This is a genomic window from Nocardioides sp. HDW12B (genome assembly GCF_011299595.1).
In the GTDB taxonomy this organism is placed as follows: Bacteria; Actinomycetota; Actinomycetes; order Propionibacteriales; family Nocardioidaceae; genus Marmoricola_A.
This window is the reverse complement of record NZ_CP049867.1, coordinates 631,936-646,552: the sequence shown is the minus strand read 5'-3', so window position 1 is coordinate 646,552 and position 14,617 is coordinate 631,936. Positions and strand designations below refer to the sequence as shown.

General features: G+C 71.9%; 11 protein-coding genes. 3 read left to right on the top strand and 8 right to left on the bottom strand.

The features are described 5' to 3' along the window. Nucleotides 1-10: 10 nt before the first annotated feature. Nucleotides 11-1,309, bottom strand: coding sequence for a cytochrome P450 (locus G7072_RS03065; protein ID WP_166084180.1), 1,299 nt, complete (start codon nt 1,307-1,309; stop codon nt 11-13). Between the two features lie 157 nt (nt 1,310-1,466). On the opposite strand from G7072_RS03065, the gene G7072_RS03060 reads away from it, so the two are divergent. Then, nucleotides 1,467-2,879: a phospholipase D-like domain-containing protein gene (locus G7072_RS03060; RefSeq protein ID WP_166084179.1), complete on the top strand. Its 1,413-nt coding sequence runs from the start codon at nt 1,467-1,469 to the stop codon at nt 2,877-2,879. A gap of 57 nt (nt 2,880-2,936) precedes the next feature. Here G7072_RS03060 and guaA read toward each other — a convergent pair whose 3' ends face one another. Further along, nucleotides 2,937-4,505 carry a glutamine-hydrolyzing GMP synthase gene (guaA, locus tag G7072_RS03055; RefSeq protein WP_166084178.1) on the bottom strand — a complete coding sequence of 523 codons (1,569 nt, stop codon included), beginning with the start codon at nt 4,503-4,505 and terminating at the stop codon, nt 2,937-2,939. Between the two features lie 317 nt (nt 4,506-4,822). Here guaA and G7072_RS03050 point away from each other — a divergent pair, with 317 nt between their 5' ends. Together G7072_RS03050 and G7072_RS03045 are read left to right on the top strand one after the other, a co-directional pair. Further along, nucleotides 4,823-5,344 (top strand): SigE family RNA polymerase sigma factor, encoded by a 522-nt coding sequence (locus G7072_RS03050; RefSeq protein ID WP_240917122.1) that lies wholly within the window; start codon nt 4,823-4,825, stop codon nt 5,342-5,344. After that, nucleotides 5,341-6,783 (top strand): PD40 domain-containing protein, encoded by a 1,443-nt coding sequence (locus G7072_RS03045; RefSeq protein ID WP_166084175.1) that lies wholly within the window; start codon nt 5,341-5,343, stop codon nt 6,781-6,783. The genes G7072_RS03050 and G7072_RS03045 overlap by 4 nt, the downstream gene beginning before the upstream one ends. 99 nt (nt 6,784-6,882) lie before the next feature. Here G7072_RS03045 and G7072_RS03040 read toward each other — a convergent pair whose 3' ends face one another. The 6 genes from G7072_RS03040 to guaB all read right to left on the bottom strand — a co-directional run bounded on the left by G7072_RS03040 (nt 6,883) and on the right by guaB (nt 14,577). After that, the gene (locus tag G7072_RS03040; RefSeq protein WP_240917121.1) at nt 6,883-8,616 is read right to left on the bottom strand and encodes a GMC family oxidoreductase; all 1,734 of its coding nucleotides are present in this window, start codon (nt 8,614-8,616) and stop codon (nt 6,883-6,885) included. A 5-nt stretch (nt 8,617-8,621) separates the two neighbouring features. Next, nucleotides 8,622-10,226 carry a succinic semialdehyde dehydrogenase gene (locus G7072_RS03035; RefSeq protein WP_166084173.1) on the bottom strand — a complete coding sequence of 535 codons (1,605 nt, stop codon included), beginning with the start codon at nt 10,224-10,226 and terminating at the stop codon, nt 8,622-8,624. Nucleotides 10,227-10,318: 92 nt separating this feature from the next. Then, nucleotides 10,319-10,729, bottom strand: a complete 411-nt coding sequence (locus G7072_RS03030; protein WP_166084172.1) for a DUF2256 and DUF3253 domain-containing protein — start codon at nt 10,727-10,729, stop codon at nt 10,319-10,321. 3 nt (nt 10,730-10,732) lie between these two features. Next, the gene (locus tag G7072_RS03025; protein ID WP_166084170.1) at nt 10,733-11,830 is read right to left on the bottom strand and encodes a hypothetical protein; all 1,098 of its coding nucleotides are present in this window, start codon (nt 11,828-11,830) and stop codon (nt 10,733-10,735) included. A 66-nt stretch (nt 11,831-11,896) separates the two neighbouring features. After that, nucleotides 11,897-13,003, bottom strand: a complete 1,107-nt coding sequence (locus G7072_RS03020; protein ID WP_166084169.1) for a GuaB3 family IMP dehydrogenase-related protein — start codon at nt 13,001-13,003, stop codon at nt 11,897-11,899. A gap of 59 nt (nt 13,004-13,062) precedes the next feature. Further along, nucleotides 13,063-14,577 (bottom strand): IMP dehydrogenase, encoded by a 1,515-nt coding sequence (gene guaB, locus G7072_RS03015; RefSeq protein WP_166084168.1) that lies wholly within the window; start codon nt 14,575-14,577, stop codon nt 13,063-13,065. Nucleotides 14,578-14,617 lie beyond the last annotated feature (40 nt).

Genomic DNA, 14,617 nt, shown 5'->3' with positions numbered 1-14,617 from the left:
CGCGTCGGGGTCAGCTCAGCGCGGCACCGCGCTCGGCGCCGAGGTCGACCGGCATCTCCTCGAGGCCGTAGACGATCGACTTCTCGCGGAAGGCCAGGGGGCCTCTGCCGTGGACGGCGAGGTCCGGCAGCCGCCGGGACAGGGCCGGGTAGGCGATGCGGAGCTCCATGCGGGCCAGCTCGGCGCCGACGCAGCGGTGGAAGCCGTGCCCGAAGGCGAGCGTGCTGCGCGCCGGGGTGCGCTCGGGGTCGAAGTCGTCGTCGACACCGGCCCGTGGGTCGCGTGCGGCGGCGGCGAGGTGGCACATGACGACGTCGCCCTTCTTGATCCGCTGGCCCGCGACGACGAGGTCCTCGCGCGCGAAGCGCGGGAAGGCGACCTGGACCACCGAGAGGTAGCGCAGCAGCTCCTCGACGGTGGTCTCGACGAGGGCCGGCTCGTGGGCCAGCCGGCGGTAGGTGTCGGGGTCCTGCAGCAGCACGGCGGTGCCGAGGGCGAGCATGCTGGCGCTGGTCTCGAGGCCACCGGTGAAGGCGCCGTCGGCCAGGCCGGCGAGGTCGCGGTCGTCGATGTCGTCGCCGTGGTCGCGGATGATCTGGCCGACGAGCCCGTCACCGGGGGCGAGCCGTTGGCGCCGGGTGAAGTCCTTGAGGAACTCCCGCGACGCCGACACCGCGCCGAACGCGCCGGAGCCGCCGTAGCTGACGTCGAAGCGGGCCGAGGCGAGCGACCGGAAGGTCTCCCGCTCCTCGACCGGGAGACCGAGCAGCTCGCAGATGACCAGGAAGGGCACCGGGAAGGCGAAGTCGCGCACCAGGTCGGCGCCGGCCTCGGACCGCTCGGCCGCCTCGAGGACGTCGAGCTGGGTCTCGACGATCTCCTCGATGCGCGGACGCAGCCGGGCCAGCCGGCGCATCGTGAACTCCGGGGTGAGCAGCTTGCGCAGGCGGGTGTGGTCGGGGGCGTCGGTGAACCCGAGCCCGCCGATGTCGCCGGTGGCCGCGTCCCCGACCGCGCCGACGTACGGCCGGATGTCGTTGCTGTACGACGTCGCGTCGGCCAGCACGGTGCGGACCTCCGCCTCGCCGGTGACCAGCCACACGTCGAGGCCGAGGAACGACGTCAGCCGCGCCACCGGGGCGGACTCACGCTGCGAACCGAGCCGCGCCACGGGGTCGAAGCCGTCACGGCGCAGCGGCCAGACGAGCCGGTCCGGGACGCGGTGGACCTGGGAGAGGTCCATCGGACCGACGCGCTTCATGAGCTGTTGCCGGATCAGCGTCTGCACGCCGGAGGTGAAGCGGACCATGGCGGTGGAGCCCCCAGAAGTCGAGTCGAGTCTGCATCATAGGAAATCTGGCCTCTCCCGTCGCCTCCGCCACTCGGGCCGCGGGCTCGTCGCGGGGTGAAACGGTCGTAGTCGGATGTAGAGTTCGTCGTGTTCTGGTCGAGTGAGGGGACTCCTGGTGCGTCGTATCGTCTTGTGTCTGGTCCTGCTGTGCGGTCTGGTGCTCACCAGCGCGCCGGCGTTCGCCTACGTCCCGAAGGAGGGCGGCACCTTCAACGTGCCGCCGCCGTGGGGTGACACCGAGCAGACGTACCGGATCATCCGGCACGTCGAGGAGGCGATCCGGCAGGTCCGTCCGACCGCGGACGACCCGACGCCGATCATCCTGATCTCGGCCTACCTCATGGACCGCAAGCCCTCCTCGGACGCCCTCATCGGGGCCTGCCGCCGCGGCGTCTCGGTCCGGGTCATCCTCGACTCCGGCATCGGCACCAAGAGCGCGCAGAACCTCATCGAGGTGCTCAACGGCGACAACCCGCGCGACACCGACGGCGACGGGGTCCTCGAGCCCCCCAGGCGGGGGCCGTGCAACACCCCTCTGCCGCCCCCGGTGGAGGAGCCGCCGCCGGCGTCACCGCGCCTGATGCCGGACCGGGTCGAGACCGACGCCCTCGGACGCGAGCTGGAGAGCAGCACCGGCGACTGGTCGCAGAAGCGCATCGTCAACAGCCTCGCGATCCCGACCGACTCCCAGGCCACCTGGGGCAGCGACGGCAGCTACGTCACCCAGTGCGTCGGCAGCTGCCGGGGCAACGCCAACGGCGCCGGCAACATGCACAGCAAGTTCTACGCGATGTCCAACAGCGGCGACGCCCGCTGGGTCTCGATGATCAGCTCCTCCAACCTCAACCTGGGCGGCGGGGAGTACGGCTGGAACGACCTCTACACCACCTCGAACCGGCAGAAGACGTTCGAGGGCTACCGGCAGATCCACCGCGAGATGACCGAGGACAAGCCCGGCGGCGGTGAGCTGCGCGAGGTCGTCGACGGCCCCTTCACCACCCGCTTCTTCCCGATGGCGAAGGCCACCATGGCCAACGACCCGGTGCTGGACGACCTCAACAAGATCCGCTGTCGCGGCAGCTCGCTGGGCCGGACCCAGGTCCACGTCTCCATGTTCGGCTGGCGCGGCACCCGCGGCACCTACCTGGCCGACAAGGTGTTCTCCCTCAAGGGCCAGGGCTGCGCGGTCTCCGTCATCTTCGGCGCCCCGTCGAAGCAGATGGCGATCTACCTGCGACAGAAGGCCCGCGCCACCGGAGTCCCGCTCTACAACAGCCGCTGGGACCTCACGGGCGACGACCGCAAGGAGCTGCGGGCCCACACCAAGTACGTCCTGGTCAAGGGCGCCTACGGCGACAACAACACGGCGTACGAGGTCATGACCGGCTCGGCCAACTGGGTCGACGGCGGGCTCGACAAGGGTGACGAGAACACGCTGAACATCTCGCTGCGATCGGCGTGGACGGAGTACAAGCGCAACTGGGAGCAGATCCGCAAGCACTCGGTGCGCGTCGCCGGTGGCCGCTGAGCCACCCGCAGGACGACGTACGTCGGCCCGGTCGCTGTCAGCGGCCGGGCCGTCGTGTCACTCCCACTCGATGGTGCCCGGCGGCTTGCTGGTGACGTCGATGGTGACCCGGTTGACCTCGCGCACCTCGTTGGTGATGCGGGTCGAGATGGTCTCGACGACGTCGTAGGGCAGCCTCGCCCAGTCGGCGGTCATCGCGTCCTCGGACGTCACGGGCCGCAGCACGACCGGGTGGCCGTAGGTGCGGCCGTCGCCCTGCACGCCGACCGAGCGGACGTCCGCCAGCAGCACCACGGGGAACTGCCAGATGTCGCGGTCGAGCCCGGCGCGGGTGAGCTCCTCGCGGGCGATGGCGTCGGCGGCCCGCAGGATCTCGAGGCGCTCGTGGGTGACCTCGCCGATGATGCGGATGCCGAGGCCGGGGCCGGGGAACGGGTGGCGCCAGACGATCTCGGACGGCAGGCCGAGCTGCTCGCCGACGAGGCGCACCTCGTCCTTGAACAGCGTGCGCAGCGGCTCGACGAGCGCGAACTCGAGGTCCTCGGGCAGCCCGCCGACGTTGTGGTGGGACTTGATGTTGGCGGTGCCGCTGCCGCCGCCGGACTCGACCACGTCGGGGTAGAGCGTGCCCTGGACGAGGAACTGGACCTTCTCGCCCTGGGCGGCGGCCGAGCCGATGACGTCGATCTCGGCCTGCTCGAAGACCCGGATGAATTCGCGGCCGATGATCTTGCGCTTGGTCTCGGGGTCGGTGACGCCGGCCAGCGCCTCGAGGAAGCGCTGCTGCGCGTCGACCACGACCAGGTCGACGCCGGTGGCGGCCACGAAGTCACGCTCGACCTGCTCGGCCTCGCCCTGGCGCAGCAGCCCGTGGTCGACGAAGACGCAGGTCAGGCGGTCGCCGATGGCGCGCTGGACGAGCGCGGCCGCGACGGCGGAGTCCACGCCGCCGGAGAGCCCGCAGATGGCGCGGGCGTCGCCGATCTGCTCGCGGATGCGCTCGAGCTGCTCCTCGACGATGTTGACCATCGTCCAGGTCTGGCGGCAGCCGGCGATGTGGTGCAGGAAGTGGGCCAGCACGGTCTGGCCGTGCTCGGTGTGCATGACCTCGGGGTGCCACTGCACGCCGGCGAAGCCGCGCTCGACGTGCTCGAAGGCTGCGACCGGCGACACGACGGTGGAGGCCAGCACGGTGAAGCCCTCCGGTGCGCCGACGACGGAGTCGCCGTGGCTCATCCAGACCTTGTGCACGGTCGGCACCTCGGCCAGCAGGGTGCCGGGCTCCTCGACCTCGACCGGGGTGCGGCCGTACTCCGAGACCCCCGTGCGCGCGACCTCGCCGCCGAGGGCCTGGGCCATGACCTGGAAGCCGTAGCACATGCCGAAGACCGGGACGCCGGCCTCGAAGAGGTCGTCGCTGATCTGCGGGGCGCCGGGCTCGTAGACCGAGGAGGGACCGCCGGAGAGGACGATCGCCTTGGGGTTCTTGGCCAGCATCTCCGCCACCGGCATCGAGTGCGGCACGATCTCGGAGTAGACCCGCGCCTCACGCACCCGCCGGGCGATGAGCTGGGCGTACTGGGCGCCGAAGTCGACGACGAGGACCAGGTCGTGTTCGGTGGTCACCGGGCACCTTCCGAGGCGGGAGCGAGAGCCCACAGCCTAGCGGCCGGTGACCCGCCGAAAACTTCTCGTCCAGCCGCGTAACCCCGCACCACCCCGGTCGTTGCGCCAGATGAGATCCGGTAGGTCCTCCTCCCAGGACCGGGTCTCGGTGAGTCGGTCCGCCGGCTCGAACAGGGCCCGACCGCCCCTCCCTCCCTGGTCGGGCCCTGGACCTTTTTTCGACCACCCTCGCCCGGCCCCGCCGCGCGAGAAAGTCCGCGGTCGTTACCCTCCGGGAGCCCGGTCCGACGCGTCCTGGGTGGTGAGAGGGGGTGGCCGTGACCGCTGACGAGTCGACGTTCGACGCCTTCGTGCACGCCCGCACGCACGCGCTGGCGCGCACGGCGTACCTCCTCGTCGGAGACCACCACCGCGCGGAGGACCTCGTGCAGACCACGCTCGTCAAGGCCGCGAGGGCCTGGCACCGCATCCAGGGCGAGCCGGAGCCCTACGTCCGGCGGATCCTCCACCACGAGCACATCAGCGCCGCCCGCCAGCGCCGCGTGCGCGAGGTCCCCCTCGGGACGTACGGCGACCAGGTCGCTGCGCGCGCGGGCGACCCCGACCTGCGCCTCAGCCTGGAAGCCGCTCTGCGACAGCTGACGCCCAAGCAGCGGGCCGTGGTGGTGCTGCGCTTCTACGAGGACCTGACCGAGGTGCAGGCCGCCGAGGTCCTCGGGATCGGGCTCGGCACCGTCAAGAGCAACACCCGCCAGGCCTTGGCCCGGCTGCGTTCGGTCGCCCCGCACCTCGCCGAGCACCTCTCCCCGCGGTCCGAGCCGGCAGGAGGCTCCCGATGACCGCCTCCCCCGGCCCCGGCCCGACCGGCCTGCGTGAGCTGCTCCACGGGCTCGCCGACGACCAGCCCGCGGTCCGCGTCGCGCCCGACACCTGGCGCCGCGGCCGGCGCGCCCACCGGCGGCGGGTGACGATCGCCGCTGCCGCCACGGCCGCCGCGGTGGGTGTCGTCGCGGTCGGCGGCACGGCCCTCGTCCGCGACGTCACTGGCAGCCCCGACCCCGTCGGCTCCGAGGTCGCGCCCGCTCTGCCGTCGGACCTCTACGGCGTCCCGGAGGGCTTCGCCCCCGGTCGCGACGAGGCCGGGACCGACCCGTGGGCCGAGGAGGTGCGCACCGACACGCTCGCCGTCGGCGTCACCGCGGCCGTGATGCCCGTCGGGTACAGCGGGCTGGTCGCGGTGTCCGCGGTCGACGGGCGCTACCGCGGGCTCGACCTGCCCGGTCTGTGGACCGAGGGTCTGTTCAACAACGAGCAGGCGGGGGCCGCCGCCCTCTCCCCCGACGGCACGCGCCTGGCCTACGCCTGGGCCGACCGCGCCCGGGACGCGACCGGCGACCCGACGCGCGCGCTGCGACCCGACCGGTCCGGCGTCCGCGTCCTCGACCTCACGACCGGCGAGGTCACCGACCACCCGATCCCCTCCGACCTCGGGGTGCAGACCTACGGCTTCGGGTGGTCCCCGTCAGGCCGGTGGCTGGCCTACGGCATCACCCTCGTCACCGACCGGAGCGGGCGCGTCAGCGGGTCCCGCAACTACCGCACCGAGCGCCTCGACACCACGACCGGCGAGCGGACGCGCCTCGCCTTCCAGTCGACGGAGTCCCCGGTCACGGTCTCCGACGACGGGGTGGTGGCGAGCCTGGGCAGCGGGGGGCGCCTGTCGGCCGACGCAGACCCGGCGACCGACGACACCGGCCGCCGGCTCCCCCTGCTCGGGGACGGCGGAGCCTCCCGGCTCGTCTGGGACGCGGACGGAGCGCGTCTCGCGACGGGCATGCAGAGCGGCCGCCTGATCGTGATCGGCACCCGGGGGCGGATCGCCGTGGAGTCGTCCGGGTTCCTGGAGCCGGAGGACCGCGACGCGAGCTCGGAGGCGGTCCACGTCCTGGGCTGGTCCGGCGACGACCGCGTGGTCGTGGGCATCGACAACGTCGACACCCTGCACGAGGTCGACGTACGTCCGGGGTCGGCACGTGACGACGTCCTCCAGAGCCGTCCGCTCGTCACCTTGCACGGCGAGTACGGCAGCTACCTCGCCCCCTCGTCCGTGTCGCTCGCCACCGACCTGCTGGCCGGGCCGACGCGCTCCTACGACGCACCCGAGTGGGCCCGCACCCCCGTGTGGGAACGCCCCGCGGTGTGGCTCGCCGGCGTCGTGGGCGTCGCGCTGCTCGTCCTCGGGTCGTCCGTCGTGCGCCGACGCCGAGCACGTCTCTGACCACCCAGGACGTCGTCGGCCCACAGATGCGTGGGAAAAGCACCCCTGCAGCCAGCGCTGAGGGTGCTTTTCCCACGCATCTGGGCGTGGGGGCGAGCCTCAGGAGACCGCGACGATGGGCAGGCGCAGGGCTCCGGGGGCGCTGGGGGGCACGGCCGGGTCGTTGGGCTCGACCGGCTCGATGCGCTCGTACGCCGACCCGAGGGGCGGACGTGCGTCCTCCTCGCCCTTGTTGGGCCAGAGCGCCATCATCCGCTCGGCCTGAGCGGTGATCGTCAGCGACGGGTTGACCCCGAGGTTCGCCGAGATCGCCGAGCCGTCGGCGATGTGCATACCGGGGTAGTTGAAGACGCGCTGGTAGGCGTCGACGACGCCGTCCTCGGCGGAGCGGCCGATCGTGCAGCCGCCGATGAAGTGGGCCGTCATCGGCATGTTGAAGGGGTCACCCACCGACCCACCGGGCGTGCCGCCCATGATCTCGGCCATCTTGCGCACGACCTGGTTGGCGACCGGGATCCACGTCGGGTTCGGCTGGCCGTGGCCCTGGCGGGAGGTGAGGCGCCACTTCTTGGTGCCCGGGATCTTCTTCGCGTACGTCGTGATCGAGTTGTCGAGGGTCTGCATCACGAGGGCGATGACGGTGCGCTCGGACCAGTGCTTGACGTCGTACAGGTCGAGAACGCTGCTGCGCTGGGTCCACAGCTCGCCGAGCCACGTCCGCCAGCGCGGCACCGGGCCGTCGCCGTCGGTCAGCACGGTCTGCATCAGCGACATCGCGTTGCTGCCCTTGCCGTAGCGGCACGGCTCGACGTGGGTGTCGGCGTCGGGGTGGAAGCTGGAGGTGATCGCGATGCCGCGGCTGTAGTCGATCGAGGTGTCGGGCGCGATCGCGCCGAGGATCGACTCGGAGTTCGTCCGCGACAGGTAGCCCAGCCGGTCCGACAGCTTCGGCAGGATGCCCTGCGCCTTCAGCTTGTGCAGCAGCTTCTGCGTGCCGATGGCGGCCGCGGCGAAGATGACCTGCTCGCACGTCAGGGTGCGGGTGACGGACTTGCCGCTGCGCAGCGACTTGGTCCACTTGACCTTGAGCTCGTAGCCGCCGCCCTCGAGGGGGGTCACCCGGGTCACCGTGGTCAGCGGCAGGACCTTCGCGCCCTTCTTCTCGGCGAGGTAGAGGTAGTTCTTCACCAGGGTGTTCTTGGCGTTGTACTTGCAGCCCGTCATGCAGTCGCCGCACTCGACGCACGCGTTGCGCGCCGGGCCGGCGCCGCCGAAGTAGGGGTCCTCGACGAGCTCCCCCTCCTTCGCGTCCGGCCCACCGAAGAAGACCCCCACCGGGGTGGGGTGGAAGGTGTCACCGACGCCGAGGTCGTTGGCGACCTTCTCCATGACGTCGTCGGCCGGGGTGCGCAGCGGGTTCTCGACCACGCCGAGCATCCGCTTGGCCTGGTCGTAGAACGGCGCGAGCTCGGACTTCCAGTCGGTGATGTCGGCCCACTGCGGGTCCTTGTAGAACTGCTCGAGCGGTTCGTAGAGCGTGTTGGCGTAGACCAGCGACCCGCCCCCGACACCCGCGCCCGCCATGATGAGCGAGTCACGGACCGCCTCGATCCGCTGGATGCCGTAGCAGCCGATCTCGGGGCGGAAGAGGTACTTCTTCAGCTCGAACGAGGTCGTCGCGTAGTCGGAGTCCTCGAAGCGGGCCCCGGCCTCGATGACACCGACCCGGTAGCCCTTCTCGGTCAGCCGCAGCGCGCTGACCGAGCCGCCGAAGCCGGACCCGATGACGAGGACGTCGAAGTCGAAGCCGCCGGACACGTCGTTGTCTGCCACGTCGTTCACTTCCTGCCGAGCCGGGTGAGGAGCCGCACGTTGAAGGTCATGATCTTGGCGTACTGCTCGTCGCTCATGCCGAGCATCGGCGCAAATCGGAGCAGCCGCTGGGTGGCGACCGCCTGCGACTCGGTGTAGCGCAGGATGCCCTCGGCGCCCTGACGCCGGCCCATGCCGGACTCGCGCATGCCGCCCATCGGCGCAGCGATGCTGGCGAAGGTCGCACCGAAGGCCTCGTTGACGTTGACGGTGCCGCACCTGATCCGGCTGGCGAGGTCACGGGCCCGCGGGCCGTCCTGGCTGAAGATCGAGGCGTTGAGGCCGTAGTCCCCGTCGTTGGCGCGGGCGACCGCGTCGGCCTCCTCGCTGAAGCGGTAGAGCGAGATCACCGGCCCGAAGGTCTCCTCGCCGAAGCAGACCATGTCCGGGGACACGCCCTCGAGCACCGTCGGCTCGTAGAAGAACGGCCCGAGGTCGGGGCGCGCCCGGCCGCCGGTCAGCACGGTGGCGCCCTTGGCGCGGGCGTCCTCGACGTGGGCGACCACGGTGTCGAGCTGCTCCTGGCTGATGAGCGAGCCCATGTCGACGCCCCAGTCCAGGCTGGCGCCCAGGCTCATGGCGTTGACCCGGTCCACGAGCTTCGCCACGAACCGGTCGTAGACCTGGTCGGCGACGTACATCCGCTCGGTCGAGACGCAGAGCTGTCCGGCGTTGGAGAACGCCGCCCGCACGGCCCCCTCGGCAGCCCGGTCCAGGTCGGCGTCGCGCAGCACCAGGATCGGGTTCTTGCCGCCCAGCTCCAGCGAGCAGCCGATCAGGCGGTCGGCGCACTTTCCGGCGATGATCCGGCCGGTGGCGGTGGATCCGGTGAAGCAGACGTAGTCCGACCGCTCGATGATGTCGGTGCCGATCTCGCGACCGGGTCCGGCGAGCATCTGCCACAGGTCCTCGGGGAACCCCGCGTCGCGCAGCAGCTCGAGGCCGTAGAGCGCGCTCAGCATGGTCTGGGCGTCCGGCTTGGCCACCACCGCGTTGCCGGCCATGATCGCCGGCAGGCCGTCGCACAGCGCCATCGTGAAGGGGTAGTTCCACGGCGAGATGATGCCGACGACGCCCTTGGGGACGCGGTTGACCTCCACGCGGGTCAGCGCGGGCACGACCCCGGCGACGCGGCGGGTGTCCAGGTGCTCGTGCGCCGTACGGGCGTAGTAGCGGGCGGTCAGCGCGATGTGGAGCGGCTCGTCGAAGGCGTGCTTGCGCGCCTTGCCCGACTCCCAGCAGATCAGGTCGATGATCTCGTCCTGGCGCTCCAGCACGAGGTCGTGCAGCCGCATCATCATCGCCGAGCGCTGCTCCAGCGTGGTGCGCGACCACGCCGCCTGGGCGCGTCGGGCGCGTCGGAAGGCGGCCTCCACGTCGGCGGTCGTCGACTGCGGCACGTCGCCCAGAGGCTGGCCGTTGATCGGGGAGACCGCACGCCTGCTCGTGCCGCTCGTCGCGTGCAGCAGCCCGGTCAGACGACGGACGAGCTGCTGGTCGAGGCCGTACGTCGCGCTCGGGTCGGTCTCGGGGTCGAGCACGTCGGGCGCGGTCGGGTCCGAAGAAGTCATATACCGAGGGTATCTGAGTGCTGACGGCACCGGAACCCGCCGGTAACAACGCGGGGTGCGGGCTCGGTCACGTCGCGGCCCGGGGCCGCCGTTCAGGTGACGCGGCGGATCCGGATCGGGCCCTTCGCGGTCGAGGGGTCCACGACGGCGCCCTTCTGGGTGATCTCGACCTCGCCGGCCGCGACCATGCGTCGGGCGGCACGTCGCGCCGGCTCCATGAGGTCGCGCCAGGCGTCCTCGGCGTCGGTGCCCCCGACCTTCCTGGCCGCCTCGGAGGGGCAGATCGTGCCCGTCGTGCGGTCCAGCAGCTCGCGGATGGCCTCCTCGAGCTCGCGGTCGACCGGCTTCACCTTCCGCGCCCGGCAGGCGTCGCTGCAGTAGCGGACGTCGTCCCAGGACTTCTCCCACTTCTTGCGCCACTCGATGCGGCGCCCGCAGGAGGCGCAGGTCTTCTCGGCCGGCTCGGCCGCTCCGGCCGTGTCGTCCTCCCTGCGACGGCCCACGCCTCAGCCCATGATCGGCTTGAAGTACGACGCCAGGTCGCGCGGGACCGAGCCGCCGACGACGTACGCCCGGACGCCGTTGGAGTCCCAGGCGTCCAGGATGCGCTCGGACAGGGCCACCGGCCGCGGGGTGCCGATGACGCCCTCGGAGAGGTCGAGGACCGCCGAGCACTCGCCCAGCTCGACCAGGTAGTCGCGCACGAGGGGCTTGGAGCCGAAGTCGTCGTCGAAGGTCGCCCGCAGCAGCACCCGCTGCTCACTCCGGCCCGCGGGGGCGGGGTCGCAGTCGGCCCGTCGACCCAGGGCCACGCCCCGGACGAGCTGGTCGGCCTGCCGGGCGCCCAGGCTCTCGGTCCAGGTGCGGCTCAGTGCACCGGCCTCGTCGTCGGCGTAGACGCAGACCGAGACGCCGCGGACGTCGCCGAAGCCCTCCACGGGGTAGCGGGTCTCGGGCTTCGGCTGGGCCGGGCAGCCGTTGGCGTCCTCCCCCACCTCCGTCAGCGACTCGAGGATCGCGGCGGCGACGTCGGGCGCCGCTCCGACCGTGACGGTCTCGTTGTCGACCTCCACGGTCGTCACGCTGCGTCCGTCGTCCTCGGTCTCGCCGCGCTCGAGGGGGCTGCCGAACCACACGAAGTCCTGCTCGGGCGCCTCCACGTCACCGGTGCCGTCGCACACGTCGCTGCCGTAGCCCGGGCGCCCGACGTACGGCGTCGTGGTGTCGGGGCCGTCCGGGCCGTCGGAGCCGAAGGGGCCGACGCCGCACTCGAGCACGTCGCCACCCTGGGCGACGGGCGCGTAGCCGACCGTCCAGCCGGCGGGCACCTCCAGCTGGAGGTCGTGCCAGACCTCGGTGCGCCACCCCTGGGTGGAGGCGGGCTCGGCCGACGGGGCCGTGCTGGACCCGTCGGAGCCGCCGGAGCTCTCGGGCGTCTCGGACCCGGCGGCGGGCGTCGCCGAGGCCTCGGACCCGCCGGAGCCGTCAGGGTCCCCGCCGGCCGGCTCGTCGCTGCCGCAGGCAGCGAGCAGGGAGGAGGCGAGGAGGGCAGCGAGGGCGGCGGCTGCGGGCCGGGCGACACGGCGCCCCGGGACGGTGCTCATGCTCCTCCGACGCAGCCGGTGGCCGGTCGGTTCCCGACGCGCGCGCCGGGACGGGGGCTGCTCGACCTACTGGACGACGACCTCGACACGTTGGAACTCCTTGAGCTCGGTGTAGCCGGTCGTGGCCATCGCGCGTCGCAGCGCGCCCACGAGGTTCATGGTGCCGTCGGCGGTGTTCGAGGGCCCGAAGAGGATCTCCTCCAGCGAGCCGGCGATGCCGATCTCGATGCGCTCGCCGCGCGGCAGGTCGGGGTGCCACGCCTCGGAGCCCCAGTGGAAGCCACGTCCCGGCGCCTCGGTGGCGCGCGCCAGCGGGGAGCCGATCATGACGGCGTCGGCGCCGCAGGCGATGGCCTTGGCCAGGTCGCCGGAGCGGCCGATGGAGCCGTCGGCGATGACGTGGACGTAGCGCCCGCCCGACTCGTCCATGTAGTCACGACGCGCGGCGGCGACGTCGGCCACCGCGGAGGCCATCGGCACCGCGATGCCCAGGACCGAGCGGGTGGTGTGCGCCGCTCCCCCGCCGAAGCCGACGAGGACACCGGCCGCGCCGGTGCGCATGAGGTGGAGCGCGGCCTGGTAGGTCGCACAGCCCCCCACGATGACCGGCACGTCGAGCTCGTAGATGAACTCCTTGAGGTTCAGCGGCTCGGCCTGCCCCGACACGTGCTCGGCCGAGACCGTCGTGCCGCGGATGACGAACATGTCGACCCCGGCGTCGACGACGGTCTTGAAGTACTCCTTGGTGCGCTGCGGGCTCAGGCTGCCCGCGACGGTGATGCCGGCCTCACGCATCTGCTTGAGCCGCTCGGTGATGAGCTCGGGCTTCACCGGCTCGCCGTAGATCTCCTGCATGCGGCGGGTGGCGGCGGCCGGGTCGAGCGCGGCCACCTCGGCCAGCAGGTTCGACGGGTCCTCGTAGCGGGTCCACAGGCCCTCGAGGTCGAGCACGCCGAGCCCGCCGGCGCGGCCGAACTGCACCGCGGTCTCCGGTGACATCACCGAGTCCATCGGCGCGGCGACCACCGGGATGTCGAAGCGGTAGGCGTCGATCTGCCAGGCCGTCGAGACCTCCTCGGGGTCACGCGTACGGCGCGACGGGACGATCGCGATGTCGTCGAAGGACCACGCCCGACGACCTCGCTTGGCACGGCCGATCTCGAACTCCTGCACGGGTGAACCCTACCGTCCGGGCGCCCCGCGCCGGACCGCCCCGCCGGATCCCCGCAGGATCAGCGCCCCTGGTAGTTCGGGGCCTCCACCGTCATCTGCACGCCGTGGGGGTGGCTCTCGTTGAGCGAGGCCGACGTGATCCGGACGAACTTGCCGCGCTCCTGCAGCTCCGGCACGGTGCGCGCACCGACGTAGAACATCGACTGGGTCAGGCCGCCGACGAGCTGGTGGGCGACCGCGCTGAGCGGGCCGCGGTAGGCGACCTGGCCCTCGATGCCCTCGGGCACGATCTGGTCGTCGCTGGTGACCTCGGCCTGGAAGTAGCGGTCCTTGGAGTAGGACTTCTTGCCGCGGCTCGACATCGCGCCGAGCGAGCCCATGCCGCGGTAGGCCTTGAACTGCTTGCCGTTGACGAACACCAGGTCGCCCGGGCTCTCGTCGCAGCCGGCGAGCAGCGAGCCCACCATCACCGCGTCGGCCCCGGCGACGAGCGCCTTGGCGATCTCGCCGGAGTGCTTCATGCCGCCGTCGGCGATGACCGGCACCCCGGCCGGCTTCGCGGCCAGGGACGCCTCGTAGACCGCGGTGATCTGGGGTACGCCGACCCCGGTCACCACGCGCGTCGTGCAGATGGAGCCCGGTCCCACGCCCACCTTCACGGCGTCCGCGCCGGCGTCGACGAACGACTGGGCGCCCTCGCGCGTGGCGACGTTGCCGCCGATGACCTGCACGTGGCGGGTCGCCGGGTCCTTCTTGAGCCGCTCCACCATCTCCAGCAGCATCCGCACGTTGCCGTGGGCGGTGTCGGCCACCAGCACGTCGACGCCGGCCTCGACCAGGGTCGTGGCGCGGGTCCAGGCGTCTCCGAAGTAGCCGATGGCCGCGCCCACGAGCAGCCGCCCGTCGGCGTCGTACGACGCGTGGGGGAACTGCTCGGACTTCACGAAGTCCTTGACGGTGATGAGGCCGGCCAGCCGGCCCTCGGCGTCGACCAGCGGCAGCCGCTCGCGCTTGTGCTTGCGCAGCAGCAGCGTCGCGTCGTCGCGGGAGATGCCGACGTCGCCGGTGATGAGCGGCGCGGTCGTCATGACCTCGTCGACCTTGGTGGTGGCCCACTCCGCGACCGGGGTGAACCGCAGGTCGCGGTTGGTGATGATGCCCAGCAGCCGGTTGTCGGTGTCGACGACCGGAAGGCCGGAGACGCGGTACTCCCCGCACAGGCGGTCGAGCTCCTCGAGCGTCCGGTCCGGGCCGATCGTGACCGGGTTGGAGATGATGCCGGTCTGGGTCCGCTTCACAAGGTCGACCTGGTAGGCCTGGTCCTCGATCGAGAGGTTGCGGTGCAGCACGCCGAGGCCGCCCTGGCGCGCCATGGCGATGGCCATCCGCGACTCGGTGACGGTGTCCATCGCGGCGCTGACCAGCGGCACCTTGAGCGAGATCTCGCGGGTCAGCCGCGAGGTGGTGTCGATCTCGTCCGGCGCCAGGTCGGAGTGACCGGGCAGCAGCAGGACGTCGTCGTACGTCAGCCCCAACGCGGCGAACTTGTCGGGGATCGGTGTGGACTCGCTCATGGACACCTTCCGTCGCTCCGACCCGTGCGGCCAGTCTAGG

Coding starts and splice junctions, on each gene's coding strand:
- G7072_RS03065 (WP_166084180.1), bottom strand. CDS start 1,309: ATGGTCCGCTTCACCTCCGGCGTGCAGACGCTGATCCGGCAACAGCTC.
- G7072_RS03045 (WP_166084175.1), top strand. CDS start 5,341: ATGACCGCCTCCCCCGGCCCCGGCCCGACCGGCCTGCGTGAGCTGCTC.
- G7072_RS03035 (WP_166084173.1), bottom strand. CDS start 10,226: ATGACTTCTTCGGACCCGACCGCGCCCGACGTGCTCGACCCCGAGACC.
- G7072_RS03025 (WP_166084170.1), bottom strand. CDS start 11,830: ATGAGCACCGTCCCGGGGCGCCGTGTCGCCCGGCCCGCAGCCGCCGCC.
- guaB (WP_166084168.1), bottom strand. CDS start 14,577: ATGAGCGAGTCCACACCGATCCCCGACAAGTTCGCCGCGTTGGGGCTG.